At 65.3% G+C, this 18,591-nt stretch carries 19 protein-coding genes; 18 read left to right on the top strand and 1 reads right to left on the bottom strand.

Annotated features, from left to right (window positions below; translation table 11 throughout):
• Positions 1 to 2 precede the first annotated feature (2 nt).
• Complete coding sequence (gene thrB / locus OG716_RS25710; protein ID WP_327146415.1) at positions 3 to 956, top strand: homoserine kinase; 954 nt, start codon at positions 3 to 5, stop codon at positions 954 to 956.
• A 325-nt stretch (positions 957 to 1,281) separates the two neighbouring features.
• The gene (gene rho, locus OG716_RS25705) at positions 1,282 to 3,417 is read left to right on the top strand and encodes a transcription termination factor Rho (RefSeq protein WP_355131201.1); all 2,136 of its coding nucleotides are present in this window, start codon (positions 1,282 to 1,284) and stop codon (positions 3,415 to 3,417) included.
• Here the strand turns inward: rho and OG716_RS25700 are convergent.
• Positions 3,315 to 3,746 carry a hypothetical protein gene (locus OG716_RS25700; RefSeq protein ID WP_405133285.1) on the bottom strand — a complete coding sequence of 144 codons (432 nt, stop codon included), beginning with the start codon at positions 3,744 to 3,746 and terminating at the stop codon, positions 3,315 to 3,317. The genes rho and OG716_RS25700 overlap by 103 nt on opposite strands.
• Positions 3,747 to 4,105: 359 nt before the next feature.
• Here OG716_RS25700 and rpmE point away from each other — a divergent pair, with 359 nt between their 5' ends.
• From rpmE to OG716_RS25620, 16 genes are all read left to right on the top strand, one after another.
• On the top strand, positions 4,106 to 4,345 hold the full coding sequence (gene rpmE / locus OG716_RS25695; protein WP_297618589.1) for a 50S ribosomal protein L31: 240 nt from the start codon (positions 4,106 to 4,108) through the stop codon (positions 4,343 to 4,345).
• Between the two features lie 227 nt (positions 4,346 to 4,572).
• Positions 4,573 to 5,652 carry a peptide chain release factor 1 gene (gene prfA, locus OG716_RS25690; protein WP_327144003.1) on the top strand — a complete coding sequence of 360 codons (1,080 nt, stop codon included), beginning with the start codon at positions 4,573 to 4,575 and terminating at the stop codon, positions 5,650 to 5,652.
• A gap of 273 nt (positions 5,653 to 5,925) precedes the next feature.
• Entirely contained in the window at positions 5,926 to 6,804 is an 879-nt protein-coding gene (prmC, locus tag OG716_RS25685) for a peptide chain release factor N(5)-glutamine methyltransferase (protein WP_405133284.1), read from the top strand.
• A gap of 344 nt (positions 6,805 to 7,148) precedes the next feature.
• Positions 7,149 to 7,814 (top strand): L-threonylcarbamoyladenylate synthase, encoded by a 666-nt coding sequence (locus tag OG716_RS25680; RefSeq protein ID WP_405133283.1) that lies wholly within the window; start codon positions 7,149 to 7,151, stop codon positions 7,812 to 7,814.
• Positions 7,815 to 7,825: 11 nt separating this feature from the next.
• A complete protein-coding gene (locus tag OG716_RS25675) occupies positions 7,826 to 9,019 on the top strand; it encodes a glycosyltransferase family 4 protein (protein WP_297618577.1) in 1,194 nt (397 codons plus the stop codon).
• An 11-nt stretch (positions 9,020 to 9,030) separates the two neighbouring features.
• A complete protein-coding gene (locus OG716_RS25670) occupies positions 9,031 to 9,459 on the top strand; it encodes a hypothetical protein (protein WP_405133282.1) in 429 nt (142 codons plus the stop codon).
• A gap of 270 nt (positions 9,460 to 9,729) precedes the next feature.
• The gene (atpB, locus tag OG716_RS25665; protein ID WP_405133281.1) at positions 9,730 to 10,578 is read left to right on the top strand and encodes a F0F1 ATP synthase subunit A; all 849 of its coding nucleotides are present in this window, start codon (positions 9,730 to 9,732) and stop codon (positions 10,576 to 10,578) included.
• 74 nt (positions 10,579 to 10,652) lie between these two features.
• Positions 10,653 to 10,895, top strand: coding sequence for an ATP synthase F0 subunit C (locus OG716_RS25660; RefSeq protein WP_297618568.1), 243 nt, complete (start codon positions 10,653 to 10,655; stop codon positions 10,893 to 10,895).
• 26 nt (positions 10,896 to 10,921) lie between these two features.
• The gene (locus tag OG716_RS25655) at positions 10,922 to 11,473 is read left to right on the top strand and encodes a F0F1 ATP synthase subunit B (RefSeq protein ID WP_355131211.1); all 552 of its coding nucleotides are present in this window, start codon (positions 10,922 to 10,924) and stop codon (positions 11,471 to 11,473) included.
• A 19-nt stretch (positions 11,474 to 11,492) separates the two neighbouring features.
• Complete coding sequence (locus OG716_RS25650) at positions 11,493 to 12,305, top strand: F0F1 ATP synthase subunit delta (protein ID WP_405133280.1); 813 nt, start codon at positions 11,493 to 11,495, stop codon at positions 12,303 to 12,305.
• A gap of 76 nt (positions 12,306 to 12,381) precedes the next feature.
• A complete protein-coding gene (gene atpA / locus OG716_RS25645) occupies positions 12,382 to 14,022 on the top strand; it encodes a F0F1 ATP synthase subunit alpha (RefSeq protein WP_405133279.1) in 1,641 nt (546 codons plus the stop codon).
• 131 nt (positions 14,023 to 14,153) lie between these two features.
• Complete coding sequence (locus OG716_RS25640) at positions 14,154 to 15,122, top strand: F0F1 ATP synthase subunit gamma (RefSeq protein ID WP_405133278.1); 969 nt, start codon at positions 14,154 to 14,156, stop codon at positions 15,120 to 15,122.
• A 19-nt stretch (positions 15,123 to 15,141) separates the two neighbouring features.
• A complete protein-coding gene (atpD, locus tag OG716_RS25635) occupies positions 15,142 to 16,584 on the top strand; it encodes a F0F1 ATP synthase subunit beta (RefSeq protein ID WP_327144012.1) in 1,443 nt (480 codons plus the stop codon).
• A 33-nt stretch (positions 16,585 to 16,617) separates the two neighbouring features.
• Positions 16,618 to 16,986: a F0F1 ATP synthase subunit epsilon gene (locus OG716_RS25630; RefSeq protein ID WP_405133277.1), complete on the top strand. Its 369-nt coding sequence runs from the start codon at positions 16,618 to 16,620 to the stop codon at positions 16,984 to 16,986.
• A 251-nt stretch (positions 16,987 to 17,237) separates the two neighbouring features.
• On the top strand, positions 17,238 to 17,843 hold the full coding sequence (locus OG716_RS25625) for an MspA family porin (RefSeq protein ID WP_405133276.1): 606 nt from the start codon (positions 17,238 to 17,240) through the stop codon (positions 17,841 to 17,843).
• 44 nt (positions 17,844 to 17,887) lie between these two features.
• Positions 17,888 to 18,580 (top strand): MspA family porin, encoded by a 693-nt coding sequence (locus OG716_RS25620; protein WP_405133275.1) that lies wholly within the window; start codon positions 17,888 to 17,890, stop codon positions 18,578 to 18,580.
• Positions 18,581 to 18,591: the final 11 nt, after the last annotated feature.

Here is an 18,591-nt window from a genome sequence, read left to right as displayed (position 1 = left end):
TCATCAGCCGGACCCTGCCCGCGGGACTCACCGTCACCGTGCGGGTTCCGGCTTCCAGTGCGAATCTGGGACCGGGTTTCGACTCTCTCGGAATCGCTTTGGGGCTCTACGACGAGATCACGGTGTCCACCACGGACTCCGGCCTCACCATCCGGGTGGAGGGTGAGGGCGCCGACGACGTGCCCTGGGGCCCTTCACATCTGGTGGTCCGGGCCATCGAACGTGGTCTGCAGGCCGCGGGCGTCTGGGCGGACGGCCTGGACGTGGTGTGCCGCAACGTGATTCCCCATTCGCGAGGTATGGGCTCTTCGGCCTCGGCGGTGGTCGGCGGTCTCGCCGCCGGCCGCGGCCTGGCCGCGAAATTCGATGCGGGACTGGCCTACGGCGATGACGTCATGGTGCAGCTCTCCTCGGAATTCGAAGGTCATCCCGACAATGCCTCCGCCAGTGTGCTGGGCGGAATCGTGGTGTCCTGGACCGAAACCGACCATCCGGCCGTCGTGAACGGCGCGACCGACCACAACCCGCGCGTGTACCGCGCGGTGCGTGTCGTGCCGCATCCGTCGCTGCGCCCGGTGGTGCTGATTCCCGAAGAGCACTCCTCCACCGCGCATACCCGCGGACTGCTGCCCGCGACGGTGCCGCACGTGGACGCCGCGTTCAATGCGAGCCGGGCCGCACTGGCCGTCATCGCCCTGACGCAGCGCCCTGACCTGCTGCTCCCCGCCACCGCGGACCGGCTACACCAGGGTTATCGGGCCTCGGCGCTACCGCTCACCACCAAGTGGATCGACCGGCTGCGCGAAGCCGGAATCGCCGCCACCGTGTCCGGCGCCGGACCCACCGTATTGGCCCTCGGGACCAGCGAATTCCCCGCGGAACTGCACGAACTCGCGCTCGCCGACGGTCTGCGCGTGCTGGAGCCGGGCATCGCCGAAGGCGTATCGGTCGATTGACAGCGCGCCTGCCTTGCCGATGTAAAGGGTGGGAGCTATCCTGAGCGAGTCCGTACATCGTGCGCGTCAGACGCCGGTGCTTCATCAGGGCAAATCGCTCCAGAGGCTCCTTGCTCAGGCTCGAGGCTTGAGGCTCGAAACTTGGGGGTAGCCAGTTCACTGGAATGATCTCTCCCACCTTTTCACTCGGTGGCGAAGCCCACGCGCTGGTACACCCATCGCCCCGGCGCGCCGCGCGGTACGGCATCCGAGTCCGGCATACGACCGGACTGCAGGAGGAACCCTCGAACAGGCACACGGCAGTCGAGGGAAGGAAAGGATTTCCGTGACAGATACGGACCTGCTCGCGACACCCGGGGTGGAAAGTGATTCAACCTCCTCGGATCGCGAAAGTGACTCCGGACAGATTTCGAAGATGAGCGAACACACTGACGTCGCACGATCGGGGCTGACTGGAATGTTGTTGCCGCAATTGCGTGCGCTTGCGGGAGAACTCGGTATTCGAGGGACTTCCGGGATGCGTAAGGGTGATCTCATCGCCGCCATCAAGGAGAATCAATCCGGCGGCGCCAAGGCTGTCGCAGTGGTCGGCAAGGCCACCACCGCGCGAAATGCCAAGGGCAAGGGCGAAACCGGCGGGGAGTCCGAGACGGCTGCTGCCGCTCCGGCGAAGGCCGAGAATTCTTCCGCGAAGGCCGATAACGCCTCCGCGAAGGTGGAGAAGGCTGAGAGCTCTGCCACCAAGGCCGAGGATGTCCGGGTGAAGGCCGAGGTTCCGGCGTACAACGCCGCGCCCACCCGGGAGGACTCCGCCGAAAAGTCCGCTGAGCCGCGTGAGGCCAAGCGGGACGAGAACGACGGCGCTCGCGCCGAGGGCGGCGACGACAGCCGGGACGGTGGCCAGCGCGGCCGCGGTCGCCAGCGTCGGGGCCGCGAGCAGCGGGTCGCCAACGGCAGCAATGCCAATGCGAACACCAATGCCACTGCCGAGACCACTTCCACTCCCGCGGAGACCTCCGCCGGCGAGTCGAAGCCGGAGCAGGAGGGTGGTGAGCGTCGCCGTGAGCGCAATAACAATCAGCAGTCGGGCGGCCAGAACCAGCAGAACAACCAGAACGGCACCGCTCGCGGCGGCAATAACAACGACCGCGACCGTAACCGCGCCGCCGCTGCCGATGACGACGAGGAAGGCGGCCGCGGCCGCCGGGGTCGTCGCTTCCGGGAGCGGCGTCGTGGGCGTGACCGCGATGGCGTGCCGGGCGCGGGTGAAGCCATCAGCAGCCGGGAGACCCGGGAACTGGAGATCCGCGAGGACGATGTCCTGCAGCCGGTCGCCGGAATCCTCGACGTGCTCGACAACTACGCCTTCGTTCGCACCTCCGGCTATCTGGCCGGCCCGAACGATGTGTACGTGTCGATGAACCTGGTCCGCAAGAACGGCCTGCGCCGCGGTGACGCCATCACCGGCGCGGTGCGTGCTCCGCGCGACGGTGACCAGAGCAATCAGCGGCAGAAGTTCGATCCGCTGGTGCGCCTGGACACGATCAACGGTTCGGATATCGAATCCGCGAAGCGCCGTCCGGAATTCCAGAAGCTCACCCCGCTGTACCCGAATCAGCGACTGCGCCTGGAAACTCAGCCCAATAAGCTGACCACGCGCATCATCGACCTGATCATGCCGATCGGTAAGGGTCAGCGTGCGCTGATCGTGTCCCCGCCCAAGGCGGGTAAGACCACGATCATGCAGGACATCGCCAATGCGATCGCCGTCAACAACCCCGAGTGCTACCTCATGGTTGTGCTGGTGGACGAGCGTCCCGAGGAAGTGACCGATATGCAGCGCTCCGTGCGCGGCGAGGTCATCGCCTCCACGTTCGACCGCCCGCCGGGCGATCACACCTCCGTCGCCGAGCTCGCCATCGAGCGTGCCAAGCGACTGGTGGAGATGGGCCAGGACGTCGTCGTGCTGCTCGACTCGATCACTCGACTGGGCCGTGCGTACAACAACTCGTCCCCGGCGTCGGGCCGAATCCTTTCCGGTGGTGTGGATTCCACCGCGCTGTATCCGCCCAAGCGGTTCCTCGGCGCGGCCCGCAATATCGAGAACGGTGGCTCGCTCACCATTATCGCCACCGCGATGGTCGAGACCGGTTCCACCGGTGACACGGTGATCTTCGAAGAGTTCAAGGGCACGGGTAATGCCGAGCTCAAGCTTGACCGCAAGATCGCCGAGCGCCGTGTGTTCCCCGCGGTCGACGTCAACCCGTCCGGCACCCGCCGCGACGATCTGCTGATGTCACCCGACGAAGCCGGTGTGCTGCACAAGCTTCGGCGTGTGCTGTCGGGTCTGGACTCGCATCAGGCCATCGACCTGCTCGTCGATCGACTCAAGAAGACGAAGAGTAATGCCGAATTCCTGATGACGGTCTCCAAGACCGCCCCGAACGCCATCGACGAATAAGTCTCTGGCACAGGAGTATCGACAACAGCCCCGCTTCGGCGGGGCTGTTGTCGTATCCGCACCGGGCGCGGGGAGTAGAAGAACAATCCGATCAGGGCCGCGCCGATGATCATGAAAGCCAGAATGGTTGCTGTCACAGCGCCGGCCGGGATATCGGAGATATTGACCGCGGTGTAGGTCAGCGTGCCATCGCCCGCGGGTGGGGTGGTGGCCGATGTCTGGCCCCCCACCGCGGCGGCGGATTCCCCCGGAACCGTGTACCAGCCCGCGACAACGATCAAGGCCAGCAGTCCCAGCACCGCCCCCGCGGTGGCTTCTTTCCTGTTCACAGCTGTCCTTCCCGTAGGCGCGGGTTCTCACCTCGCACTACTCTATGAACAACGGTGTTCGCATTCCCGAGTAGCGAACTACTCGTCTTCAGCCTGGCTCGAGGACTGTGAACGTGCGTGCCCATAATTTCTTGGGGGTAACTCCGGGGCGCCCAACTAACCGTAAGCCCGCTTCGCTGTGTCCCAGCTGGGAGTTCGGATGCGGATCCCTGAGAGCGAGCCGTGAACGATTTGCCCGGATGGGGCCTGGGAATAAGCGCTGCTCCCTGGACGTCTATAGTGGTCAGTCGGCAACCATGCCTAGTCGGTTCCGGTTCACGTCTTCATGAAGGCGACCCGGGGCTATTCGAAAGGACACCATGAAGGCAGGAATTCACCCCACGTACGTCGATACGACGGTCGTGTGCGGCTGCGGCAACACCTTCCAGACCAAGAGCACCAAGGAATCGGGCCAGATCACGGTCGAGGTCTGCTCCCAGTGCCACCCGTTCTACACGGGCAAGCAGAAGATTCTGGACACCGGTGGCCGCGTGGCTCGCTTCGAGGCGCGCTACGGCAAGCGTGCGTCGAAGGCCCCCGAGGCCAGCGAAGCCAACTAGCTACCCTGTCGACGCCCGTCCTGCATTCAGCAGGCCGGGCGTCGCTGCATTTTCTGCCTCCGCTTCGCTCCGGCGGTTCGCGGCCCTGGAAGTCTCGTTCTTCCCTCCCTCCGCTCCTCCGCTTCGCTCCCCGCTCCACTCAGTCCAGAACGAGACGGGCCGCGAACATGACGGCGGGTTGACCTGGAAACTAGTTGTGAGCAAGCCCTACCCGAGGAGCAACCGCGATGGCTGACAAAACAGCACCCAACGCGATCGACGACATTCTGGCCGAATACAGCGGTCTCGAACTGCAGCTGTCCGATCCCGCGCTGCACAATGACCCGGGCGCGGCCCGGCGGGTGGGCAAGCGCTTCGCCGAACTCGCCCCGATCATGTCGGCGCACAAGAAGCTGACCTCCACCCGGGATGATCTCGCTGCCGCCGAGGAGTTCGCTGCCGACGATTCATCGTTCGCGGCCGAGGTGCCCGGACTGCGCGCGCAGGTGGAGGAGCTGGAGAAGACGCTCACCGATCTGCTCGCCCCCCGCGATCCGCACGACGCCGATGATGTTGTGCTGGAAGTGAAGTCGGGTGAGGGCGGCGAGGAGTCGGCGCTGTTCGCCTCCGATCTGGCCCGCATGTACATCCGCTATGCGGAGCGGCACGGGTGGAAGGTCGAGGTGCTCGACGCCAATATCACCGATATGGGCGGCTACAAGGAAGCCACCATTTCGATCAAGGCCAAGGAGCCGTCCCTGGACGGTGTGTGGTCGAAGCTGAAGTTCGAGGGCGGTGTGCACCGCGTACAGCGCGTGCCCGTCACCGAATCGCAGGGACGCATTCACACCTCGGCGGCCGGCGTGCTCGTGTACCCGGAGCCGGACGAGGTCGAGGAGGTGCAGATCGACGACAAGGATCTGCGCATCGACGTCTACCGCTCCTCCGGTAAGGGCGGTCAGGGCGTCAACACCACCGACTCCGCGGTCCGCATCACCCACCTGCCCACCGGCATCGTGGTGACCTGTCAGAACGAGCGCTCGCAGCTGCAGAACAAGATGCGCGCCATGCTGGTGCTCAGTGCCCGGCTGCAGGCGCTCGCCGAGGAGCAGGCCGATCAGGAGGCCGCCGCTGGCCGCGCCACCCAGATCCGCACGGTCGACCGCTCCGAGCGCATCCGCACCTATAACTTCCCGGAGAACCGCATCGCCGATCACCGCATCGGTTTCAAGGCGCACAATCTGGATTCGGTACTCGACGGCAACCTCGACGACCTCTTCACCGCCCTCGGTGAAGCCGACCGCGCCGCCCGCCTCGCCGCGGAGTAAGGCTGTACCGCCTCCCCGGAACTTTGGCGCGCGGCTGGGAGCCGTGGACCTCGAGCACGCGTGGTGCGGTCTGATACCGCACCTATTTCGGGGGTACCCGGGGAGTTACCCATATCCTCACGAAATCAGTTGTCCCGTCCCGAATCAGGGTTGCTCGGGCCCCGGATCTGGGAAACTTCGGGGTACGCCCAGAGCACTCGTGCGGCACCCGATCGAGGTCCGCAACGAAAGAATTGAGGCACCCAAGTGGTCGGCAGAAGTCCAGGGGCGGCGGTGCCGAGCCGCGCGCCGTTGCGTCCAGTGATTCTCGAGGCCGTCGGGATCCTGCGAGAGGCCGGGGTGCACAGCCCCGGGGCAGATGCGGAATATCTTGCGGCACATGTCCTCGGCGTCGATCGTATGCGCCTGGCCCTGGTCCCGATGGTGACCGCCGACCAGCTCGAGGAGTTCCGTAAGCTGGTCGCACGTCGCGCGGAACGTGTTCCGCTGCAACATCTCACGGGCACCGCGGCCATGGGTGAGATCGATTTGGCCGTGGGCCCCGGTGTTTTCATTCCGCGCCCGGAAACCGAACTGATCTTCGCCTGGGCCCTGGGCCAACTCGAAGCCCTCGGCCACGAGCATCAGCCCGTCGTGGTGGATCTGTGCACCGGTTCCGGCGCCCTGGCCCTGGCCATTGCACACGCCCGTCCCGACGCCAAGGTGTACGCGGTGGAGCTGGATCCCGAGGCGCTGGCCTGGGCCCGCCGCAATGCCCTGCAATTGGCGGACGAGGGCGACACCCCCATCGACCTGCATCCCGGCGATGTCACAGATCCCGCGCTCCTGGAAGAACTCGACGGCCGCGTGGACGTAGTCGTCTCCAATCCGCCCTACATCCCGGAGTCCGCGCAGCTGGATCCCGAAGTGGCAGACCACGACCCGCACCGCGCCCTCTTCGGCGGCCCCGACGGCCTGGACGTCATCCGCCCGATGATCCCCACTATCGCCCGCCTGCTCCGCCCCGGCGGCACGGTCGCCATCGAACACGACGACACCAACGGCCCCGGCGTGGCAGCACTCCTAGCCGCGCAAGGCGCCTTCACCGCAATGGTCGAACACCCCGACCTGGCAGGCAAACCCCGATTCGTAGTCGCCCGCCGCACCCCCTGATCCCCGCGGCCCGCACAATTCTGCGCATCTACTCGTAGGCGAAATCGCGCCCGCCGAACCGATTCGCGCGCGTCGACATCCCATCCCGCGCGCAGGTCGCAGAACCCCCGCGCAGCCTTGTGCGAGATGCGCACGGAATGGACGGCGAATTCGTGCCCAGCGCACCGATCGCTGCGTGACAGCCGATCTGCGCTGCGCGCCGGGAGGTAAGCCCAGCGGGTGGAGCTCTTCGGGTGTCTCGCTCCTGGCTTTTATCCAGGCGTCACTGTCATTTTGTGCTTGTTCCTCGGGTTTAGGCCGCCGCGGCGATGGGCTGCCCGAGGTTCCGTGCCAAGATGTTGCGCGTGAGTACCGTCTATGACTGTGCCGATTCCGATTCTCGCGCCGCCGGAGTGATCGCGGCGCGGAGCGCGCTGAAATCGGGGCGGCTGGCTGTGATTCCGACCGATACCGTGTACGGCCTGGCCGCTGACGCGTTCGACAGCCAGGCTGTGAGCGCGCTGCTGGCAGCCAAGCGGCGCGGGCGGGATATGCCGGTGCCGGTTCTGGTGGGTTCGTGGACCACCATCGACGGATTGGTGTTCTCGGTCCGCCCGCAGGCGCGCGACCTGATCCGCGCGTTCTGGCCCGGCGGGCTGAGTCTTGTTGTGCAGCAGGCGCCTTCGCTGGCGTGGGACCTGGGTGACGCCCGCGGGACGGTCATGCTGCGGATGCCGCTGCACCCCGTCGCGCTGGAGTTGTTGCGCGAGGTCGGCCCGCTGGCGGTCTCCAGCGCCAATGTGTCCGGGCAGCCGGCGGCCACCACCGCCGCGGAGGCGCGCGCGCAGCTGGGCGATCTGGTCGGCGTGTATCTCGACGGGGGACCGGCCGAGCACGGCCTCGCCTCCACCATCGTCGATCTGACCTCCGATGCCCCGCGCATTCTGCGCGAGGGCGCCGTACCCACGGAAAAGCTCGCGGAGGTCCTCGGTATGTCGCCGGAGGAACTGCTGTCCCAGAGCACGCGGTGACGGCCCGATAGATGCTGTTGAGTCAGGGCGTATTCAGCCAGGGCGCGGTCGTCCCGCTGCGGGAGCTGCTGCTGGTGCTGTTCGTCGCATCGGTGGTCACCTACCTGTGCACCGGTGGAATCCGGGTGGCGGCCATCGCCTTCGGTGCGGTGGCGGTACCGCGTGAGCGCGATGTGCATGTGAAGCCGATTCCGCGCATGGGCGGTGTGGGCATCTATCTGGGTCTGCTGATCGCCGTCCTGTTCGCGCATCAGCTCCCCGCACTGCGCCGCGGATTCGACTATCCCAAGGACATTCCGGCGGTGCTGGCCGCGGGCACGCTCATCGTGCTGGTCGGCATCATCGATGACCGGTGGGGTTTGGACTGGCTGACCAAACTCGTCGGCCAGGTGACGGCCGCGGGTGTGATGGCGGTGATGGGCCTGAGCTGGGTCGCCATCTACAACCCCTTCACCAATGAGACGGTGGTGCTGGATCCGCTGCAGGGCGGTCTGGTGACCGTGGGCATCACCGTCGTCATGATCAATGCGATGAATTTCGTGGACGGCCTGGACGGTTTGGCCGCGGGGCTGGGTTTCATCGCCTCGATCGCGGTATTCGTGTTCACCGCGGGCCTGCTCTACGAAGTGGGCGGCGCGACCGACACCTATCCGCCCGCACTGCTGGCCGCGGCGCTCGCGGGCGGCTGTCTCGGATTTCTGCCGCACAATTTCCAGCCGGCGCGAATTTTCATGGGCGACTCCGGTTCCATGATGATCGGATTGATGCTGGCCGCGATCTCCACCGGCGCTTCCGGCCGAATTCCGCTGCAGGGTTACGGCCCGCGCGACATCGTGGGTCTGCTGTCACCGCTGTTGCTGGTGGGCGCCGTGATGTTCATTCCGGTACTTGATCTTGTTCTTGCCATCGTGCGCCGCGTGCGCGCCGGTGTGAGTTTCTCCACTCCCGACAAAATGCATCTGCATCACCGGTTGTTGCAGATCGGCCATTCGCACCGCCGCGTCGTACTGCTCATCTACTTGTGGGTGAGCGTGCTGGCATTCGGCGCCGTCGGCACGTCACTGATGGATCGCACCGTCGTGGTGCTGTTGTTCGCCGCGGGCCTGGTTTTCGCCCTGATCGTCACCGCGGTGCCGTCCTGGCGGGAGCTGACCGACCGGGCCGCGCGCAAACCGCCGCGGGGCCCCGATGTCGCGGCCCGGTAGAGTCCACTGACGTGAGCACGCCTGCTACCCCCGATCATGACGCCCCGCTGCGGGCGGCTCTGCGCTACGGCCTGATGGGTTTGGCTGTGCTGGTGGTGGTTTCGGCCATCCTGTCCTCGGTCATCGCCGGAATGCCCGGTCTGTGGGGCGCCCTGCTGGGCGCGGCCCTCGGCGGCGGCTTCATTCTGACCACCGCCGCCTCGGTGCTCTTCAGCGCGCGGCTCGAGTCCGGTGTGCAGGGCATCGTGCTGCTCGGCAGCTGGGTCGGCAAGCTGCTGCTGGCGGTCGTGGTGATCGCCGTGCTCAAGAAATTCGACTTCTACAGCTCCGGCGCCCTCTTCTTCACGGTCGTGGGTGCCCTGCTCATCGTGCTGGGTGCGGAGACGTACGGCCTTCTGCGGCAACGGGTTCCGACCGTCGAGGTGGAACGCGAGCTGTAGCTCGCGACACCGTTCACGAACTGTTTGGGCCACCCCCTACACGTTGTCGTAGATAACTTGATAAACTCTTTACTTGTAGCCGACCGAAGCACAAGGGGGGGTCACCTGAGACCCGCCTGAGAGCAGGTTATGCTTACTGCCGTACCAGACCCTTAGGGTTTTGGTTCTGCACCGTCGACGATGTCGCCGACGCGCGTACAGACGCCCGGGCGAAAGCCCCTCAGCTGCTGACGAACTTCGAGCCGACCTGAGTCGACCACCAGATCGTCAATGTCCGATCGAACCGCAGGGAAAGAATTCCCTGCGGCCCGACCACGGGAGAGAACGCTGAGCGTCACCATTTTGGCGGGCGAGTTCCACGCGCCGTCGCTTAACGACTTCTTCCCTCCAGCAGTGCTGTTCGAGGGGACGCCTTTCGAGCTCGACCGTTTGATGCTCATTCGCATCGTGATGGCGGCCGTTCTCTTGATCGTGATGCTTGCGGCATTCCGCCGGCCGAAGCTGGTTCCGCGCGGTCTGCAGAATGTCGCGGAAACCGGTCTGGTGTTCGTCAAGGAACAGATCTGTGACGAGGTTCTCGGCAAGGAAACCGGTAAGAAGTTCCTGCCGCTCATCGCGTCGATCTTCTTCGCCGTGCTGTTCCTGAACTTCTCCAGCATCATTCCGGGGTTGAACATCTCGTCGAACGCGCGCATCGGTATGCCGCTGGTGCTGGCCGTCGTCGCCTACCTGACGTTCAACTACGTCGGTATCAAGAAGTACGGCTTCCTGAAATACATGCGCTCGAGCATCGTGGTGCCGAATGTGCCTCCGGCACTGCATCTGCTGCTGATTCCGATCGAGTTCATCTCGACCTTCGTGCTCCGCCCCTTCACCATGACCGTCCGACTCATGGCGAACATGCTGGCCGGCCACATCATGCTGGTGCTGTTCTTCAGCGCCACTCAGTTCTTCCTGTTCGATGCCGTCCCCTGGATGAAGGTGTTCTCGCCGTTCTCGCTGCTCGCGGGTTTGGGCTTCACACTCTTCGAACTCCTGGTGATCTTCCTGCAGGCGTACGTGTTCGCGCTGCTGACCGCTGTCTACATCGGTCTCGCGCAGCACGCCGACTCACACTGACCGACCGGTACAACACCAAAACCTGCCTTACACGCCGCCCGGCGGGTGGGCGACAGAAAGGGAATGAGACACACATGAGCACCTTCGCGACCCTGGCTGCAGACGCTGCTCCTACGGTTAAGGGCTACGGCGCCATCGGCTACGGCCTGGCCGCGATCGGCCCCGGCATCGGTGTAGGCATCGTGGTCGGTAAGGCCATCGAGGGCATCGCCCGTCAGCCCGAGCTGCAGGGCACCATCCGGACCACCATGTTCCTGGGTATCGCGTTCACCGAGGCCCTGGCACTGATCGGTCTCGTCGCCGGCTTCATTTTCTGATTCCGGCATAAGACTAGGAATCAACGATGAACAGCATGTATTTGCTCGCGGCCGAGGAGGACATCAATCCTCTCGTCCCGAAGACGTATGACATTTTCTGGTCTGCTGTCGTCTTCATCGTTATCGCTTTCGTCTTCGCCAAGTACGTGATTCCGCGCCTGACCAAGGTGCTGGACGAGCGTTCGGAGAAGATCGAGGGCGGTATCGCCAAGGCGGAGGCCGTGCAGGCCGAGGCCCAGGCCACCCTGCAGCAGTACCAGGAGCAGCTGGCCGAGGCTCGCCTCGAGGCTGCGCGCATCCGTGAGGAGGCCCGCACACAGGGCCAGACCATCCTCGCGCAGCTGCGTTCGGACGCACAGGCCGAGGCCGACCGCATTGTCGCCGCGGGTCACCATCAGCTGGAGGCACAGCGCCAGCAGATCGTGACCGAGCTGCGGTCCGAGCTCGGCCGTACCGCTGTCGATCTGGCCGAGAAGATCATCGGTCAGTCGGTGGCCGACGAGGCCAAGCAGTCGGCGTCGATCGATCGGTTCCTCTCGGAGCTGGATTCGACCGCCGGCATCGGGGTCGGAAGGTAACGAACCGAAAGTGGGAAGCATGTACGCAGCGAGCCGCGAGGCGAGTTCCCGTGCGCGGGAAGCTCTTCGGTCCGCTCTGACCGGAAGCGACACAGTCGCGGCCACGACGGGCTCCGAACTGTTCGCCGTTGTCGCCGTCCTCGACGACCAGCGCTCGCTGCGTGTGGCGCTCGCGGATAAGTCGGTGTCCAGCTCTGCCCGCGCCGAGCTGGCCGAACGCCTCTTCAGCGGCAAGATCAGTGCGGCCACGCAGGCGGTGCTGATCACCGCGGTGGCCCAGGACTGGTCCCGTGCCCGCGATCTGGTCAACAGCCTGGTGCTGCTCGGCCGCGAAGCGCTGCTGCGCGCCGCGGAGGATCGCGGCCGCCTCGGCGCCGTCGAGGACGAGCTGTTCCGGCTGGGCCGGATCGTCGACGACAACCCCGATCTCGAGCAGGCACTGACCGATCACGGGCAGCCGGTCGCGGCCAAGCGTGAACTGGTGCAGCGCCTGCTCACGGGCAAGGTCGAGGACATCACCCTGGAGCTGGTCCAGCAGGCCGTCGCGCGCAGCAAGAAGGGCGATATCGGCGAGGCTTTCGACCATCTGTCCGACCTGGCCGCATCGCTCCGGGACGAGATCGTGGCGCATGTTCGCTCCGCGTCGGCCCTGACGACGCAGCAGCGTGAGCAGCTCGCCGCTTCGCTGCAGCGAATCTACGACAAGCCCGTCACGGTGCACGTGCAGGAAGACCCGAGCCTGCTGGCCGGTGTCGTCGTGCACGTGGGCGACGACGTGATCGACGGCAGCGCTATCGGCCGACTGCAGCGCTTGCGCCAGTCCCTGGCCTAACCCGGCGAGCCGGGCAGTGCGCAGAGCGCGCCATCAACACACCGACATTCGAGACCACAGCGAGAGCAGGAAGAACATGGCGGAGCTGACGATCTCCCCCGATGAGATCCGTAGCGCGATCGAGAGCTACACCCAGAGCTACACCCCGGAGACCTCCATCGAGGAAGTGGGTGTGGTCACCGACACCGGCGACGGTATCGCCCACATCAGCGGCCTCCCGTCCGCGATGTCCAATGAGCTGCTGGAATTCCCCGGCGGCAAGCTGGGCGTCGCGTTGAACCTGGAGGACACCGCGATCGGTGCCGTCATCCTGGGTGAGTTCGACACCATCGAGGAAGGCCAGCAGGTCCGCCGTACCGGCGACGTGCTCTCGGTCCCCGTGGGCGACAAGTTCCTCGGTCGCGTCATCAACCCGCTGGGCGCCCCCATCGACGGCCTCGGCGATATCGAAGCCGAAGAGCGTCGCGTGCTCGAGCTGCAGGCCGCCACCGTGCTGGAGCGCCAGCCCGTCGGCGAGCCGCTGGCCACCGGCATCACCGCGATCGACGCGCTGACCGCCATCGGCCGCGGCCAGCGTCAGCTCGTGATCGGCGACCGCAAGACCGGTAAGACCGCGGTCTGCATCGACGCCATCATCAACCAGAAGGCCAACTGGGCCACTGGCGATCCGACCAAGCAGGTGCGTTGCATCTACGTCGCGATCGGCCAGAAGGGTTCCACCATCGCGGGCGTCAAGGCTGCCCTCGAGGCGCACGGCGCGATGGAGTACACCACCATCGTCGCGGCCCCCGCGTCGGACTCCGCCGGCTTCAAATGGCTTGCGCCGTATACCGGTTCGGCCCTCGGCCAGCACTGGATGTACCAGGGCAAGCATGTTCTGATCGTGTTCGACGACCTGTCCAAGCAGGCCGAGGCCTACCGCGCCATCTCGCTGCTGCTGCGCCGCCCGCCGGGCCGCGAGGCGTACCCGGGTGACGTCTTCTACCTGCACTCGCGTCTGCTGGAGCGTTGCGCCAAGCTGTCCGACGAGCTGGGCGCCGGTTCCATGACCGCGCTCCCGATCATCGAGACCAAGGCCAACGATGTGTCGGCGTTCATTCCGACCAACGTCATCTCCATCACCGATGGTCAGGTCTTCCTCGAGTCGGATCTGTTCAACAAGGGTGTGCGACCGGCCATCAACGTCGGTATCTCCGTCTCCCGTGTCGGTGGCGCCGCGCAGACCAAGGCCATGAAGCAGGTCGCCGGTTCGCTGCGTCTGGAGCTGGCCTCCTACCGTGAGCTGGAGGCGTTCTCCGCCTTCGCCTCCGATCTGGATGCGGCCTCGCTGGCGCAGCTGGAGCGCGGTGGCCGCTGGGTCGAGCTGCTCAAGCAGGACCAGTACGCCCCGGTTGCCGTCGAGGACCAGATCGTTTCGCTGTTCCTGGTCGACGCCGGCTACTACGACTCGGTTCCGGTCGGCGATATCCGCCGCTTCAACGGCGAGCTGCTCGAGTACCTGCACGGCTCCGTGCAGTCTTCCTTCGACGCCCTCCAGGGTGGCGCGAAGAAGATCGAGGGCGAGGCCGCGGACGCGATCAAGGCCGCGACCGACAAGTTCAAGCAGGGCTACCTGGCTTCGGACGGCAGCCGCGTCGTGAACGAGGCCGAGGCCGGCAAGCTCGATCACGAAGAGGTCGAGTCGCTGTCCGTCACTCGTAAGCACGTCGAGAAGTAATCGGGCGAGCCAATGCGACTGTCTGACTTTCGCGGCGTGCACTCAGGGCACGGAGGCGGCAGCCTGCGTAACCACGTAGTGCCCGTGCACGCCGCTAATCGGGAAGAGAATGAAGGGAGTGTGAACCGCTAATGCCAAGCGTGCGCGAATTGCGCTCCCGCATTCGAAGTGTGAGTTCGATCAAGAAGATCACCAAGGCGCAGGAACTGATCGCGACCTCGCGAATCAGCAAGGCGCAGGCCCGGGTCGCGGCTGCCAAGCCGTACGCGGAGGAGATCACCAAGGTGCTCGCCGAATTGGCAAGCGCCAGTGGCAATCTCACGCATCCGCTGCTCACCGAGCGGCAGAACGCACGTCGTGCCGCGGTACTGGTCATCACCAGTGACCGCGGTATGTGCGGTGGTTACAACTCCAATGTGCTCAAGCGCACCGAAGAGTTGCTGACCCTGCTGCGCTCCGAGGGCAAAGAGCCCGTTCTGTACGTGATGGGCGCGAAGGGGCTGACCTTCTACACCTTCCGTCGCCGCGAGGTGAACGGTTCGTGGACCGGGTTCTCCCAGTCGCCCAATTACGTGGACGCGTCGTCCGCGTGCAACCACCTGGTCGAGGCGTTCATGGCGGGCGCCGACGGCGAGGTGCCGGCCCCCAACGGGGCGGGCACCATGGCCGGCGTCGACGAACTGCACATCGTCTACACGCGTTTCGTGTCGATGCTGTCGCAGGTCCCGGAGGTGCGCCGGTTGGCGCCCATCCAGGTGAGCTTCGTGGACGAGAACTACGAGCTGGGCGAAGACAGCTTCACGGATGGCAATTCGGATCCGGTCGCACAGTACGAGTTCGAGCCGGATGCAGATGTCCTGCTGGGCGCGCTGCTGCCGAAGTACATCAACACCCGGATTTATTCGTCGCTGCTCGATGCAGCGGCATCGGAGTCGGCTGCGCGCCGCACCGCGATGAAGGCGGCCACCGATAACGCGACGGACTTGGTGAATTCACTGACCCGTACCGCGAACTCGTTGCGCCAGGCCGGAATCACGCAGGAAATCACGGAAATCGTCGGCGGCGCAAACGCGCTCGCGGCGAACTCGGACCGCGACTAGAGCCGTAGGAAGAGAAGCAATGACCGCAGCTGTCACCAATGAAACACGGGTCGGCGCCGGCACTGGCCGCGTCTCCCGCGTGATCGGCCCCGTCGTGGACGTCGAGTTCCCGCGCGGGTCCATCCCCGAGCTTTACAACGCGCTGAACGTGGAGATCACCCTCCCGTCCGTCGCGAAGACCCTGACCCTCGAGGTCGCGCAGCACCTGGGCGACGGCATCGTGCGCACCATTTCGATGCAGCCGACCGACGGCCTGGTCCGTGGCGTCACCGTCACCGATACGGGCAAGCCGATCTCGGTTCCCGTCGGTGATGTCGTCAAGGGCCACGTGTTCAACGCTCTCGGCGATTGCCTGGACACCCCGGGCCTCGGCCGCGACGGCGAGCAGTGGGGCATCCACCGCCAGCCGCCCGCCTTCGACCAGCTCGAGGGTAAGACCGAGATCCTGGAAACGGGCGTCAAGGTCATCGACCTGCTCACCCCGTACGTCAAGGGTGGAAAGATCGGCCTGTTCGGTGGCGCCGGCGTCGGCAAGACCGTGCTTATCCAGGAGATGATCACCCGTATCGCGCGCGAGTTCTCAGGCACCTCGGTGTTCGCGGGCGTCGGTGAGCGTACCCGTGAGGGCACCGACCTTCACCTGGAAATGGAAGAGATGGGCGTCCTTCAGGACACCGCCCTCGTCTTCGGCCAGATGGATGAGCCGCCCGGCACGCGTATGCGCGTCGCCCTGTCGGCCCTGACCATGGCGGAGTACTTCCGCGATGTGCAGAACCAGGACGTGTTGCTCTTCATCGACAACATCTTCCGGTTCACCCAGGCCGGTTCCGAGGTCTCGACCCTGTTGGGCCGCATGCCTTCTGCCGTCGGTTACCAGCCGACCCTGGCGGACGAGATGGGTCAGCTCCAGGAGCGGATCACCTCGACCCGTGGCCGTTCGATCACCTCGATGCAGGCGATCTACGTCCCCGCCGACGACTACACCGACCCGGCGCCGGCGACCACCTTCGCCCACCTGGATGCGACGACCGAGCTTTCGCGCCCGATCTCGCAGAAGGGCATCTACCCGGCCGTCGACCCGCTGACCTCGACCTCTCGTATTCTCGAGGCGTCGATCGTCGGCGATCGGCACTTCTTCGTGGCCAACGAGGTCAAGCGGATCCTGCAGAAGTACAAGGAACTGCAGGACATCATCGCCATCCTCGGTATGGACGAGCTCTCCGAAGGCGACAAGGTCCTCGTGGGCCGTGCCCGTCGTCTGGAGAAGTTCCTGGGCCAGAACTTCATCGTCGCCGAGAAGTTCACCGGCCAGGAAGGTTCGGTCGTTCCGCTGGAGCAGACCATCGACGACTTCGACCGCGTCTGCAAGGGCGAGTTCGATCACCTGCCCGAGCAGGCGTTCAACTCTTGCGGTGGCCTGGACGACGTCGAGGCCGCTGCGAAGAAGATCGCCGGGAAGTAGTCACCCATGGCAACTGTGTCCGATTCAAACACGATGTCAGTTGATCTGGTCGCTGTCGAGCGATCGCTGTGGTCGGGGCGGGCGAGTTTCGTCTCCGCGCAGACCACGGAGGGTGAGATCGGCATCCTGGCCGGCCACGAACCGCTGCTCGGCCAGCTGGTCGAGGGCGGCACGGTGACCATCGTGTCCGACAACGACGAGCGCATTGTCGCGGCCGTGCACGGCGGATTCTTCTCGGTCACCGCCACTTCGGTGCGCGTGCTCGCCGAATCCGCCGAGTTCGCAGGCGATATCGACGAGGCGGCCGCCAAGGCCGTGCTCGCCGATGTCGATGCGGACCCGGCCGCGCGGGCCATCGCCGAGGGTCAGGTTCGTGCACTGCAAAAGGCTGCCGAGGCCTGAGTTTTCATTCGGCAAATGAGCGGCGGCTCTGGGAAATATCCCAGGGCCGCCGCTCTTTTCGTTTATACTCACACCGGCTGCGGATGTGATCTGAACCATTCCGCAATGTCTCGGCTATTTCAGCACTTTCAGCTTTACCTCAATGAGTTGGCGCAGCGCGGTCTCGCCCGGGTATGAGCGGGTGTGGCCTCGCCACGATGAGCGAGGGGTGAATGAACGGGCTTCGGATAAGCAGATGGATGGTCGCCGCGGTGGCAGTCGTGGTGGGCCTCGGATTCTTTTCACCGGGTGCGGCAATGGCCGACACCATCGTCCCGCTGCCGGACGGGCATATCGAGGGGCCGGGGGTGAAGATCACGAGTGTCGGTGAGCGAGCGATCATTTCGCCATCGCTGGCCTCGAACGGTGCGGGCCGCTCGGCCTGGCTCAGCGGCACTGTGACCGCCGAGGTGGTGACGCCGGACGGAGTCGTCGGCCCGAACAACGGCCCGCAGAACTTTCCCGGTTCGAACGACTCGAGTACGCACAACACGTCCAATCTCACGGTGGGGTACGTCGTGGGATGTCAGGTGTCGCTCGGCGCGTTGAGCGCCAACTCGTCGTTCACGATCAGTGCGACACCGAGTTTGTCCGGCGGATTCAGTTTTCCGCTGTCGCCCGGTCAGGTGAAGTGGGTGCTGATCAACTACCTCGAGTTGATCAAGAGCGACACCTATCAGATGCAGTACCAGGACATTCCGATGGATATCCAGGGCTGCGGCGGATATGCGCAGGCCCGCCAGTTCTCGGTGGTCGAGATCATCGGTGCGGACTACGCCAAGGTCACGCTCTACGGCCAGCCGTTCAGTCTCGGCTGACGTCTCGACAGGACTTTTGCAGGACTCCGACGCGAAGGGATCGCATGTTCGGCACGAATGGGAAGTTGCGGGGCGGAAGGCTTTTCGGGGCGGCGCTGGCGGCGCTGGCGATATCCGGTATCCACGCACCGGCGACGGCGTCGGCGGACACGTTCATTCCGCTGCCCGGCGGCGTGATCTCACGGACACTGCCGGACGGGACCGTCGTCACGATCCGCATCGACGGGGAATCGGCGAAGATCAACCCGTCGATGGGGGACACACCGCTGCACCGCAATGTGTGGGTGACCGGGCGGGGGAGCGTGGACCTCGACGGCCCGAGCGCCGCGACCGCGACGATCAAGATTTCGCCCGGCTATGTCGTGGGCTGTCAGGTGGACATCTCCTCGTTCGCCGAGAGCGGTAACGCGAGTGAGTCTGCGACGGTGGGCAATTCGGGTATTACTCCGCAAGCGCCCGCGGAGGGGCTCGGCGGCGGCATCACGCTGGCGCCCGGTCAAGCGGTCGCGCAGTTGATGCTGGACCTGGAGAAGCCCGACGACTACGGCCAGGAATCGCATAAGCGCTACAACAAGACCCTCGGCCCGCATGCCAGCGTCACCTGGATCGACGAGACCTTCGCGATCAACGGTTGCGGCGGGTACGCACAGGCTCGCTCCTTCGTCCTCGCCGAAATCGACACCACGACCTTCATCAGCAACCTGGCCCTCTGGGGTGACCCCTTCACCATGGGCTGAACAGGGCATAC

This window comes from Nocardia sp. NBC_01388 (assembly GCF_045040085.1).
GTDB lineage: Bacteria > Actinomycetota > Actinomycetes > Mycobacteriales > Mycobacteriaceae > Nocardia.
This window is presented reverse-complemented; position numbering and strand designations above follow the sequence as displayed.